The sequence below is a fragment of the Amorphus coralli DSM 19760 genome (assembly GCF_000374525.1).
Classification (GTDB): Bacteria; Pseudomonadota; Alphaproteobacteria; order Rhizobiales; family Amorphaceae; genus Amorphus; species Amorphus coralli.
In genome coordinates this window covers 167,241-180,070 of the sequence record NZ_KB894575.1, presented here as the reverse complement: position 1 = coordinate 180,070, position 12,830 = coordinate 167,241, and the positions used below count along the sequence as shown (strand labels likewise).

Here is a 12,830-nt window from a genome sequence, read left to right as displayed (position 1 = left end):
TTCGCCTCACCCTTGCCAGAAGGTGCGCACCGTGACGATGCGGTCTTCCTCAAGGCCCGCACGGATCTCCGCCGGCAGCGGCTCGGCCCGGATCGCGTCGGGGTCGTCGGGATCGGCAACGCTCCACACGCGGATCTGCTTGCCCTCGGCGATGACCGTGTCGCCCCGCGTGAAGCGGTGGCCGATATCGAAGGAGGTGCGCCCGAACCGCGTGACCCGGCTCGACAGAACCAGCACCTCACCGAAGCGCGCCGGAGCCATGAAGCTCGCCTCGCTCTTCACCAGCGGAAGGCCGCGCCGGTTCGGATCGGCCCGGATCAGGTCGCTGAGGGCGTGTCCGGCTGCCTCGAACAGCACGTTCACACCGTGTTCCATCCAGACGACGAAGTTGGGGTTGTAGACGATCTGGGCAGGGTCGCAGTGGCCCCAGTCGACCCGGATGTCATAGCGTGTCTCTAGCATGGTGTGGCCCGATGGAAGGAAACGGGCCGGGGCCCGCGCGAGGGAGGTCTCCACCAAGAAGACGGCGATTCGCGGGATCGCTGCAAGCCGACCGCCGGTTCTGGTTCGGGACGCCGGAACAGTGTAAGGGTCCCTTGCATATGGTCGGCAGACCAGGGAAACGGCCGCAGTCCGGACCGTGGCCGGACGTTTTTGTCAGAGGGAAGGTTGCACGCGCATGAAACTCGTCTCGTACCGCCGAAACGGAGCCGCCGGTTACGGCGTGGTCAAGGATGACGGCATCGTCGATATCGGCAGCCGGCTCTCCAGCGCACCGACGCTGAGGGCGCTTCTGGAGACCGATGGCCTGGAAAAGGCCCGCGAGCTCGCATCGACGTCGGACGCCGACTTTGCCCTTTCCGAGATCACCTTCGACCCGGTGATTCCGGATCCGGCCAAGATCGTCTGCATCGGCCTCAACTATCACGACCACGTCCAGGAGACGGGTCGCGAGGTCACGCCGTACCCGACGCTGTTCCCGCGTTACCCGGCGAGCCAGTGCGGCCACCAGCAGCCGATGATCAAGCCGCGCGAGTCCGACAAGCTGGACTATGAGGGCGAACTGGCCGTCATCATCGGCAAGGGCGGCCGGCGCATCGCCAAGGACGCCGCGCTGGGACACGTGGCCGGCTACTCCTGCTACAATGATGGCTCGGTGCGCGACTGGCAGGGACATACCAGCCAGTTCATGGCCGGCAAGACGTTCGTGGGGACCGGCGGCTTCGGGCCGTGGATGGTGACCGCGGACGAGATCCCGGATCCGTCCACCATGTCGCTCACGACCCGGCTCAACGGCGAGGTCATGCAGGAGTCCACGACGGATCTCCTGATCACCCCGATCCCGGACCTGATCGCCTACATCTCGACCATCCTGCCGCTGGAGCCGGGCGACGTGATCGTGTCCGGCACGCCGGGCGGCGTCGGCTTCAAGCGCAAGCCGCCGGTCTACATGAAGGACGGCGACACGGTGGAGATCGAGATCTCCAAGATCGGCACGCTGGTGAACCCGGTGGTGGCCGAGCGCTGAGCGACCCGCGGCTTATCGACGGATATCATCAGGGGCGGGCTTCGGCCCGCCCTTTTCCTTGCGGTGGCAGGTGCCGGGACCGGCGGGTCAATGCGCCGTCGGCGACAGCACCGAGGCGAGCGCGGAAATCAGCGAGGAGACCTCGTAGGGCTTGCGCACCACGGGGACCGCGGCGAAGTCGCTCGGGATCATGGAGCCGTCCCCGTAACCCGTTGCAAAAACGAACGGAATGCCTCGACGGGCGAGCTCCTGAGCCACGGGTATCGACGTCTCTTCGCCCAGATTGACGTCGAGGACGGCGACATCTGGCGGCGTGGTCCGCAGCTTCTCCAGCGCTTCGGCCGAAGAGGCCGTGGTCATCACGCCGGACAGGCCGTGATCCTCCAGGCTGGCTTCCACATCCATCGCGATGAGCATGTGATCCTCGACCAGAAGGACGCGAACGTGCTCGGAGAGGGATGCCGGCGCAGCTTCGATCGTTGACCGCGTCCCGTCCGAACGGCCCGGCTCCAGCGTCGGCTCAACAAACCGCGCCGGGATAACCAGCTCCGCCCGGACCCCGCTCTCGGCATAGTCGACCGAGCTGCGTCCGCCGAGATCGTAGGGAATCGACCGGTTGATGAGGGCCGAGCCGAAGCCGGAACGCGATGGCGCCTCTACCGGCGGGCCGCCCACCTCGCGCCAGTCGATGGTGCAATCGCCGTCCTGGTCGAGCTGCCAGGAAACGAGGAGCTCGCCGCCCGGCTGCGACAGCGCCCCGTACTTGGCGGAGTTGGTGGCGAGCTCGTGCAGCACCAGGGCCAGAACCGAGAAGGCGCGGCCGTCGAGCCACAGGCCGGGGCCGTCCAGCCGGGTTGCCGTGGTGGGGCTGCGGTAGGGCGACAGCTCGGCATCAAGCAGGTCGACGAGCATGCCGCCGCCATCGCCGCGCACGACCTGGTCGTGGGCAAAGGACAGCGCCTGCAGGCGACCCTTCAGGGCTTCCACGTAGTCGGCAAGCTTCTGCTGCTGGTCGACCGGATGTCCGACAAGCGACTTGATGATGGCCAGGATGTTCTTGACCCGGTGGTTGAGCTCCTGGTTGAGCATGCGCTGGCGCACGTCGGACTTGCGCCGTTCCTCGGCCATGAGCTCGTTCTGGCGCAGCACGATCTCGACCATCGCGGCGCGGGCTTCCTCGGCGATCTCGCGTTCGCTCTCCGTCCACGGCTGCGACTGGGCGCGCACGGTTTCCTTCCAGATCGCGAAACTCTTGCGCGGTGTTAGCCGGTCGCCGAGCGGGCCCGTGTCGTAGGACTTGTCCGGATTGCCGGCCCAGTCGAGGGTCTGCACCAGCTCCTTGCGGAAGAAGAAGAGATAGTCGCGCGGGATCTGCGAGAGCGGGATGGCAAGCACGCCCGACGTCTCCGGTGCGTAATCGCCGGCAGGAGAGAGGCGAGTGGACAGGGCGTGGGTGCTCCAGACACGGCCGTCCGCCGAGGCTGAGACATGCTCGGCAAGGTCCGGAACGGCTTCGGCCGGCGGCGTGGCGCCGTGTGCGTAGAAGCTTCCGTCCAGCCACAGGCCCACGCCATCGCACGGAACCAGCGTGGCAAAGTCCGGCAGGCTGTCCGAGAGCATTTCCGCGATGTCGCCGCGATGCGTCGCACGCCGCAGGAAGCGGTCGAGCGAGGCCCGTGCCGCGGTTGCAGTGTTGAGCCTGTGCTTCTGCTTCAGCGTGTTGAGATGCAGCGAGAAGAAGTCGCCGAACATCTCCGCCGCAACCCGCTCGCCCATCGGCAGGATGCGCGGCGAATAGTGGTGGCAGGCGATCAGACCCCACAGCGACCCGTCGAGAATGACGGAGATCGACATGGAGGCGGAGACCCCCATGTTGCGCAGATATTCGCAGTGGACAGGCGACACGCTGCGAAGGTGCGCGAACGAGAGGTCGAGCGGATTGCCGGCGTCGTCAATCTCCGGGACGAGCGGGATCCGCTCGAAATCGACGTTGGAAATGATGCGGATGGTATTGGCGAGATAGAGCGCCCGCGCCTGCTTCGGGATGTCGCTGGCCGGAAAATACTGACCGAGGAAGCTCTCCAGGTCGGAGCGCTTGACCTCGCTGATGACCTTGCCCGCGCCATCCTCCTCGAAGCGGTAGATCATCACCCGATCATAGCCCAGCGCCGAACGGATCAGGCGCGCGGCCTTGTCCATCAGCTGGTCTTCGTCCTCGATGTCGCCAACCCGGCCGACCATCTCGCGGGTCAGCTGCAGAGGCTGATGCGCCTGCATCGCCGGCTCGAACTCGATGATGACGATCTCGCCGGATCGATGAAGACTGACATCGAAGCTGCGCCCCGGTGCAACTTCCAGCGCGAACAGGAGCGCGGGACGCGAGGCATCGCTGGAGGTGGTTTCCGCATTGCGCAGCGCGTGTACGCAGCTGTCGTCGAACAGGTCGTGCAGCGGCAGGCCGTTGATGCGACCCTCGAGGCCGAGCATGGCGCCGGCGTTGGCCGAATGGCGCAACACCACGCCGCCGCGCGGTTCGCAGACCAGCAGGCAGCCATGCGGCTGGATGCTGCCCGGGATGTGGATCGGCTCGCGATCGCAGTTGGTGAGATCGACGGCGGCGGGGCCGCCGGTGTCAGACTGAGGCATAGACGGGTCTTTCGAAGGCAAGGCTGGCGGCACGGAAGGTCGCCTGTGCAGCGGTCACGGCGCGGTCCAGGTCGAAGGGCTCGGCGCTGTCGAGACAGGCCTGGAACCGCCGCCAGTTGTCGAGGTTGCGGCTCTGGGCCGCGAGATGGCGGGCGCCGCGGGTTTCGTCGTGCCCGAGTTCCCTGGCCATGCGGATGAGAATGCGGGCACCGAAGGCGGAGCCTTCGAGTACGTAGGCGATGCCGCAGACTTCCGACTGATCGGGCGCCTCGGGTATCGGCAGCGCCACCGGGGCGGGCGTCGCATCGAGATCGGCGAGATCGTCCTGCAGATGCGCCGCAATGCGGGTCGGGGCCCAGCCATCGAACTCCGCCGGGAACGCCGCTGTCCGCAGACGCTCCTCGGTCGCGTGGCGGAAGGCGTGGAGACCGACGAGATAGTCGCGGTAGCCCTCGGCGCTCAGAAGCGGAGAGACGCGCGCGTCGAGCGTGGCGTGGGCTTCTGACGTCTGATCCCTGAGAACGGTACGGCGCGATACGGTCGACATGCAGATGCGGTCAGTCCCTCGGGAAGGTTTGGCAGCGGGTGAGGTCTGGGTGGATGGACATGCCGGCGGGCCGTCGCCTCGTCGCGCGCCAGCCGGGCAATCGTGTGAAACGTCGTATCATCGCCATGCGCAACGGCGATGAATAGTCAGAATGACATAGGTGTCCGCCGGGCCGACCTCTTCCGGTCGCTCACAGACCGACCAACGGTGCATCTGATGGGGATAAGCATAGCCGGAATGTCAGCCGCGGTAACTAACGTTTTTTAAGCGCCGCTGGTTGCGCCGGGTGCGCGGCCGGGCAGACGGCCTGACGCTTGCATCACCAACCTGGAGAGGAACCAACGCGAGCGCGTCGCGTTGGCATTTCGATGGAGCGTATTGGCCCGATTGGGCCGGTCGAAGGGGAGGGGTGTCCGGACCATGTCCCGCGACTGCACCGGACATGAAGCCGGACAGCAATCGCTCCGGATCCCCCGATATCGCGAAGAAGAGGGATAGTCTTGGCCGAAAAGCTGAGCCGAAATGCATTGGCGTCGCCGGTGCCGCCGCTCTCGGCGGGACGCGGTCCGCTGGACGATCCGGCGATTGAGCGAATCTATGCGCTGGCCGAGCGCCGGCTGGCGATCGAGGGCATCAGCACCGAGATCGACGGAGGACGGTTTCCCGCGAGAGCGGTTGCAGGCGAGCCTTTCGTCGTGGAGGCTGATATCTTCGGAGACGGCCATGACGTGATTGCAGCGGCCCTTCTGTTCAAGCCCCAAGGCGACGGCGGATGGCGCGAGGCGCCGATGCAGTTCCTGGAGAACGATCGCTGGCGCGGCGAGGCGGTGCTGCCGGAGCCCGGGCGCTACCTCTACTCCCTGGCCGCATGGCGTGACCAGTTCGCCAGCTGGCTCCGCGACACCGAAAAGAAGATCGCCGCCGGCGTGAAGATCTCGCTCGAGATCGAGGAGGGACGGCGCCTGGTCGAAGCGGCCGCGAGCGCGGACTTCCGGCACGGTTCCGTCGCACGGTCCGCCTTTGTCGACGGGGTCGCGGAGATCGGCCGTCTGAACGACCGTCTGTCTGCGGCCGACGAAGCCGAGCGACTGGAAATCCTGCTCGCGCCCGAGACACTCGCGCTGATGAAGCGCGCCGGTCCGCGCACCAATCTGACCCGCTACGAGCGCGACCTGGAGGTCTTTGCCGACCGCAAGCGCGCCGCCTTCAGCGCCTGGTACGAGATGATGCCGCGCTCGCAATCCGATGTGCCGGGACAGCACGGCACCTTCGACGACGTGATCGGCCGCCTGCCCTACGTCCACGATCTCGGCTTCGACGTTCTCTACTTCACGCCGATCCACCCGATCGGCGTGACCAACCGCAAGGGCCGCAACAATTCGCTCACGGCGGGGCCGGAAGATCCTGGGAGCCCCTATGCCATCGGGTCGGACGAGGGCGGTCACGACGCCATCCACCCGGAACTCGGGACCATCGAGGATTTCGATCGGCTCGTGGCGGCTGCCCATGCGCACGGCATGGAAATCGCGCTCGATTTCGCCATCCAGTGCTCTCCGGACCATCCCTGGATCAAGGACCATCCGGAATGGTTCGACTGGCGGCCCGACGGCACCATCAAGTTCGCCGAAAACCCGCCGAAGAAGTACGAGGACATCGTCAACGTCCACTTCTACCGTGACGCCATCCCGGGCCTGTGGGTGGCGCTGCGCGACGTGGTCCTGTTCTGGGTCGAGCACGGCGTGAAGATCTTCCGGGTCGACAACCCGCACACCAAGCCGTTGCCGTTCTGGGAATGGATGATCGGCGAAGTGCGGGCCGAGCATCCCGACACGATTTTCCTGGCCGAGGCGTTCACCCGGCCCAAGGTGATGAAGCGGCTGGCGAAGGTCGGCTTCAACCAGTCCTATTCCTACTTCACCTGGCGCAACACGAAGGCGGAGCTGACGGAGTATCTGACCGAGCTCACCCAGACCGAGTGCGCGGAATACATGCGGCCGAACTTCTTCGCCAACACGCCCGATATCAATCCGGTGTTCCTGCAGACCAGCGGGCGGGCAGGCTTCCGCCAGCGTTTGGTCCTGGCCGCGACGCTGGCCGGCAATTACGGCCTCTACAACGGCTTCGAGATCTGCGACGCGGCGCCGGTGCCGGGCAAGGAGGAGTATCTCGATTCCGAAAAGTACGAGATCCGCTCCTGGGACATGGACCAGCCCGGTCACATCAAGGACGACATCCGCCTGATCAACCGGCTGCGCAACGCGCACCCGGCGCTTCAGGGCTTCACGAACCTCGCCTTCTACAACGCCTTCAACGAGAACGTGCTCTACTACGGCAAGCACGATGCGGCGACGGGCGACACCGTCATCGTCCACGTCAACCTCGACCCTCACGCCCCGCAGGAGTTCGAGTTCGAGGTGCCGCTCTGGGAGTTCGGCCTCCCCGACGAGGCCTCCATCGAGGTCCAGGACCTCAGGCACGGCAACCATTTCACCTGGCACGGCAAAATGCAGCAATTGCGACTTGATCCGAACGACTGTCCCTACGCGATCTGGCGGCTGATCCCGCCGGGAGCGCCGCGCTCATGACATCGCAGAGCAAGCGCAGCGACGGCGTCATCGATCGCTCGGTCGCCGACTGGTACAAGGACGCCGTCATCTACCAGCTGCACGTGAAGGCGTTCCAGGATTCCAACAACGACGGAATGGGCGACTTCGCCGGGCTGATGCAGCGGCTGGACTATGTTCAGGAGCTGGGCGCGACGGCCATCTGGCTACTGCCGTTCTATCCCTCGCCGCTCAGGGACGATGGCTACGACATCGCCGACTACAAGGCGATCCACCCCTCCTACGGCAAGATGGCCGACTTTCGTGCGTTCATCGCGGAGGCGCACCGGCGCGGGCTCAGGGTCATCACCGAGCTGGTCATCAACCACACCTCCGACCAGCATCCCTGGTTCCAGAAGGCACGGGCCGCCAAGCCCGGATCCGCGGCGCGGGACTTCTACGTCTGGTCCGACACGGATCAGAAGTTTTCCGAGACGCGGATCATCTTCACCGATACCGAAAAATCCAACTGGAGCTGGGACCCGGTGGCCGGCGCCTATTACTGGCACCGCTTCTACTCCCATCAGCCCGACCTCAACTTCGACAACCCGCGTGTTCTCCAGGAAGTGCTGAAGGTGATGCACTACTGGCTCGACATGGGGGTGGACGGGCTGCGCCTCGACGCGATCCCCTACCTGGTCGAGCGCGAAGGCACCAACAACGAGAACCTGCCGGAAACCCACGACGTCCTGAAGGAGATCCGCGCGGAACTCGACCGGCACTATCCCGACCGGATGCTGCTCGCCGAGGCCAACCAGTGGCCGGAGGACACGCGTCCCTATTTCGGCGACAACGACGAATGCCACATGGGTTTCCACTTCCCGCTGATGCCGCGCATGTACATGGCGGTGGCGCAGGAGGACCGGCATCCGATCACCGACATCATCCGTCAGACGCCAGAGATCCCCGAGGACTGCCAGTGGGGCATCTTCCTGCGCAACCACGACGAGCTGACGCTCGAGATGGTGACCGACCGCGAGCGGGATTATCTGTGGAGCGTCTACGCCGGGGACACCCGGGCCCGGATCAACCTGGGCATCCGGCGCCGGCTGGCGCCGCTCATGCAGAACGACCGGCGCAAGATCGAGCTCCTGAACTCGTTCCTGCTCTCCTTCCCCGGCACGCCGATCCTCTACTACGGCGACGAGCTGGGGATGGGCGACAACTATTATCTCGGCGACCGCGACGGCGTGCGCACGCCCATGCAGTGGTCGTCGGACCGCAACGCCGGCTTCTCGCGGGCCAACCCGCAGCAGCTCTATCTGCCGGTCATCCAGGATCCGATCTACGGCTTCGAGGCGATCAACGTCGAAAGCCAGAATTCCGACACCTCGTCGCTGCTCAACTGGATGCGGCGCATGATCACCGTGCGCCAGCAGCACGACGCGCTCGGCCGCGGATCGATGACGCTGCTCTACCCCTCCAACCGCAAGGTGCTGGCCTATCTGCGCGAGCACGAAGGCGAGGCGATCCTGTGCGTCGGCAACCTGTCGCGCCAGGCCCAGGCGGTGGAGCTGGACCTGTCGGAAAAGCGCGGTCTCGTGCCCATCGAGATGACCGGCGCGTCGGCCTTCCCGCCGATCGGCGACCTGCCCTACCTGATCACGTTGCCGGCCTACGGCTTCTACTGGTTCCTGCTGGCCGACGCCGACCAGGCGCCCAGCTGGCACACGCCGGTGCCGGAGGTCCTGCCGGACTTCATCACGCTGACGACGCGCGACGGCACGATCTCCACGGCGTTGTCGGGCCGCGAGGGGCGGCAGCTGGAAAAGGACGTGCTGCCGAAATTCCTGCCGCTGCAGCGCTGGTTCGCCGCCAAGGACAGTCCGATCCGGAATGTCAGCGTGACCACGCTGGCCGAACTCGACGGCGGCCGGCATTCGCTGTCCGTGGCGGATGTGGAGGTCGACGGCGAGACCCAGCGCTACTTCCTGCCCCTGTCGGCGATCTGGGGTGAGGAGACGCTTGCCTTCGGTGCGCCGACGCTTGCCTACACGCTGGCCAAGCTGCGCCGTGGGCCGAAGGTCGGTGCGCTCATCGACGGCGCGTTCGAGGCCTCGCTTCCCGAGACCCTGCTGGAATGCATCCGCAAGGGCGACACAATCGATGCCGCCGACGGACAGGTCGTCTTCCAGGGCAATGCGCTGCTCGAACAGACGCTTGCCGAGGCCGGCGAACTCGGCGACCCGCACCCGATCGGCGCCGAGCAGAGCAACGTGTCGATCATGTTCGGAGACACGCTGATCCTGAAGTTCTACCGGCGGCTGCGTGCCGGCCTCCAGCCGGAGGTGGAAGTCGCCCAGTTCCTCACCGAAACGGCAGGCTTCGCAAACACGCCGGCTTTTCTGGGCACGGTGGAACACCAGCCCGAAGAAGGTGAGGCCACGACGCTTGCCGCCGCCTTCGGCTTCGTGCGCAATCAGGGCGACGCCTGGGAGGTGCTGACTGCGGCTCTGGAGCGCGATGTGGACGAGGTGGACGGCTACGGCACGAACGCCGAGGACGTCACCGATGCCGAGCCGCCCTTCGCCTACCCGCTGCAGATCGGCGAACTCCTCGGTCGCCGCACCGCTGAGCTGCATCTGGCGTTCGCGACCGAGACCGACGATCCCGCCTTCGCGGCGGAGCCGATCACGGCGAAGGATCTCAAGGCCTGGACCAGCGAGGCCTCCGACGATGTCGCGGCGATGCTCAAGAGCCTGGCGGCTGCGCGGGACCAGTTGGAACCGCAGGCCCAGGCGCTGGCGGACGGCCTGCTCGGCAAGAAGGGCGCTCTTCTGGAGCGCATCGAGGCGGCGTCTTCGCTCGCGCCGTCCGGCGGCAAGTCACGCATCCACGGTGACTATCACCTGGGCCAGGTGCTGATGGTCCAGAACGACGTGATGATCATCGACTTCGAGGGCGAGCCGCGCCGCAGCCTGGAACAGCGTCGGGCCAAGACCTCGCCGCTGCGCGACGTTGCCGGGATGCTGCGCTCCATCGACTACGCGGCAGCCTCCGTGCTCGATCCGCGCGGCGGCATCGCGCCTGCCAACCTGGAGATTGCCACGGAGCGCGCCACGTTGTGGCGCGAGCAGACCACGCGCGACTTCATGGAGGCCTACGAGGCCACCATCGCCGCCTCTTCCACACACCCCGACGATCCCGCGTTCGCCCGGGCGCTGCTCGACATGTTCGTGATGCAGAAGGCCGCCTACGAGGTCTCCTACGAGCTGTCGAACCGTCCGGCCTGGGTCGCCATTCCGCTTCGCGGCCTGGCTGCGCTGATCGGTAACGATGAGGTCGACACGTGACCGGCACGCCCACGACCACCCTCACACCGTCCCACCAGGAGATCGAATCCATCATCCGGGGCCGCCACGGCAACCCGTTTGCCGTGCTCGGCATGTTCGGGGGCGACGGCAGTCCGCTCGCGGTCAACGTCTTCGCCCCCGACGCCGCGACGGTTGAAGTGCTCGACGCCACCACCGGCGCGGCGGTGGCCGAGCTCGACCGCGTCCATCCGGAAGGATTCTTTGCCGGTGAAGTGGCCGGCCGGACGACGCGCTTTCCCTATCGTCTGCGCCAATCTGCGGGCGATCACGTCTGGGAGCGCGATGACCCTTACCGGTTCTCGCCGGTTCTGGGTGAGCTCGACGAATATCTCCTTGGCGAGGGCCGGCACCTGGAGCTCTACAACCGGCTCGGCGCCCATCCGACCACGCACGAGGGCGTCGAGGGCGTGGCCTTCTGCGTCTGGGCGCCGAACGCGCGGCGGGTGTCGGTGGTGGGGCCGTTCAACGCCTGGGATGGCCGCCGCCATCCCATGCGCAAGCGGCTCGGCGTCGGAGTCTGGGAGCTGTTCATTCCCGGCCTCGAACGCGGCGCGCTCTACAAGTACGAGATCGTCGGCGTCCAGGGCGACGTTCTGCCTCTCAAGGCGGACCCGGTCTCGTTCTCCCAGGAGAACCCGCCGGCGACGGCGTCCGTGGTATCCGGGCTCCCCCGCCACGACTGGCAGGACGCCGACTGGCTGGACCGGCGCCGCGAGAAGCAGGCGCTGGATGCCCCGGTCTCCATCTACGAGGTGCACCTGGGAAGCTGGCGGCGTGGCGGCGGCGGCGAGGAGCTCGACTACGACAGCCTCGGCGACCTGCTGGTGGACTACGCCACCGACATGGGCTTCACCCACGTCGAGCTGCTGCCGATCACCGAGCACCCGTTCACCGGCTCCTGGGGCTACCAGCCCATCGGCCTGTTCGCGCCGACGGCGCGGTTCGGGCCGCCGGAGGCATTCGCCCGCTTCGTCGACAAGCTCCACAAGGCCGATATCGGCCTTATCGTCGACTGGGTGCCGGCGCATTTTCCGTCAGACGCGCATGGTCTCGTGCGCTTCGACGGCACCGCGCTGTACGAGCATGAGGACCCGCGTCTCGGCTTCCATCGCGACTGGAACACGCTGATCTACAATTTCGGCCGTGTGGAAGTGGCCAACTTCCTGGAGGCCAACGCGCTGTTCTGGCTGGAGCATTACCACGTGGACGCGCTGCGCGTGGATGCCGTCGCCTCGATGATCTACCTGAACTATTCGCGCGAGGAGGGGGAGTGGATCCCCAACCGCTACGGCGGCAACGAGAATCTCGATGCCACCGCCTTCCTGCGCGAGATGAACACCCGCATCTACGAGCGCACCCCCGGCGCGCAGACCATGGCGGAGGAATCCACCGCGTGGCCCGGTGTCAGCCGGCCGGTGGACAGCGGCGGCCTCGGCTTCGGCTACAAGTGGAACATGGGGTGGATGCACGACACGCTCGACTACATGAGCCTCGATCCCGTGCACCGCAAACACCATCACGGCCGGATGACCTTCGGCATCCACTACGGCTTCTCGGAGAACTTCGTGCTGCCGCTCTCCCACGACGAGGTGGTGCACGGAAAAGGGTCGATGATCGGCAAGATGCCGGGCGACCGCTGGCAGAAGTTCGCCAACCTGCGCGCCTACTATGGCTTCATGTGGACCCACCCCGGCAAGAAGCTGCTGTTCATGGGCGGCGAGTTCGGCCAGGAGCGCGAGTGGAACCACAACCAGTCGCTCGACTGGCACCTGTTGCAGGACGGGCTGCATTCCGGGCTGCAATCGGCGGTGCGTGACCTGAACCGGCTCTATCGGTCCGAACCGGCGCTGCACGAGCTGGATTGCGACCCGCAGGGCTTCCAGTGGATCGAGGCGGGCGACGCCGACAACTCCGTCTTCGTCTACATGCGCAGGGCGCGCGGCGACGCGCGGCCGGTCGTGGTGGTCTGCAACATGACTCCCATCGTCCGGCACGACTTCCGGATCGGCTTGCCGGAAGGCGGACGCTGGCGCGAACTCCTCAATACGGACGCGGAACACTATGGCGGCTCCGGCGTTTCGACCGGCGACGTCATCACCGCAGAAGACGTGGGCTGGCACGGCCGCTCCACCTCCGCGCGGGTGACCCTTCCTCCCCTCGCGACACTGGTGCTTGCACCGGATCGCTGACTT

7 protein-coding genes are annotated in these 12,830 nt (G+C 66.3%); 4 read left to right on the top strand and 3 right to left on the bottom strand.

The window, feature by feature from the left end:
• Positions 1–6: 6 nt before the first annotated feature.
• Entirely contained in the window at positions 7–462 is a 456-nt protein-coding gene (locus tag C507_RS0115920; RefSeq protein ID WP_156829345.1) for an acyl-CoA thioesterase, read from the bottom strand.
• A gap of 217 nt (positions 463–679) precedes the next feature.
• On the opposite strand from C507_RS0115920, the gene C507_RS0115915 reads away from it, so the two are divergent.
• Positions 680–1,528: a fumarylacetoacetate hydrolase family protein gene (locus C507_RS0115915; protein WP_018700712.1), complete on the top strand. Its 849-nt coding sequence runs from the start codon at positions 680–682 to the stop codon at positions 1,526–1,528.
• Positions 1,529–1,615: 87 nt separating this feature from the next.
• Here the strand turns inward: C507_RS0115915 and C507_RS0115910 are convergent, their stop codons facing one another.
• The gene (locus C507_RS0115910) at positions 1,616–4,174 is read right to left on the bottom strand and encodes an HWE histidine kinase domain-containing protein (protein ID WP_018700711.1); all 2,559 of its coding nucleotides are present in this window, start codon (positions 4,172–4,174) and stop codon (positions 1,616–1,618) included.
• Positions 4,161–4,721, bottom strand: a complete 561-nt coding sequence (locus tag C507_RS22535; RefSeq protein WP_018700710.1) for a biliverdin-producing heme oxygenase — start codon at positions 4,719–4,721, stop codon at positions 4,161–4,163. Before C507_RS22535 ends, C507_RS0115910 begins: the two co-directional genes overlap by 14 nt.
• Positions 4,722–5,248: 527 nt before the next feature.
• On the opposite strand from C507_RS22535, the gene C507_RS0115900 reads away from it, so the two are divergent.
• From C507_RS0115900 to glgB, 3 genes are read left to right on the top strand one after another with little or no spacing between them, the layout of a single operon-like run.
• Positions 5,249–7,306 carry an alpha-1,4-glucan--maltose-1-phosphate maltosyltransferase gene (locus tag C507_RS0115900; RefSeq protein WP_018700709.1) on the top strand — a complete coding sequence of 686 codons (2,058 nt, stop codon included), beginning with the start codon at positions 5,249–5,251 and terminating at the stop codon, positions 7,304–7,306.
• On the top strand, positions 7,303–10,617 hold the full coding sequence (gene treS, locus C507_RS0115895) for a maltose alpha-D-glucosyltransferase (protein ID WP_018700708.1): 3,315 nt from the start codon (positions 7,303–7,305) through the stop codon (positions 10,615–10,617). Before C507_RS0115900 ends, treS begins: the two co-directional genes overlap by 4 nt.
• Positions 10,614–12,827 carry a 1,4-alpha-glucan branching protein GlgB gene (gene glgB / locus C507_RS0115890; protein WP_018700707.1) on the top strand — a complete coding sequence of 738 codons (2,214 nt, stop codon included), beginning with the start codon at positions 10,614–10,616 and terminating at the stop codon, positions 12,825–12,827. Before treS ends, glgB begins: the two co-directional genes overlap by 4 nt.
• The last annotated feature ends 3 nt before the right edge of the window (positions 12,828–12,830 follow it).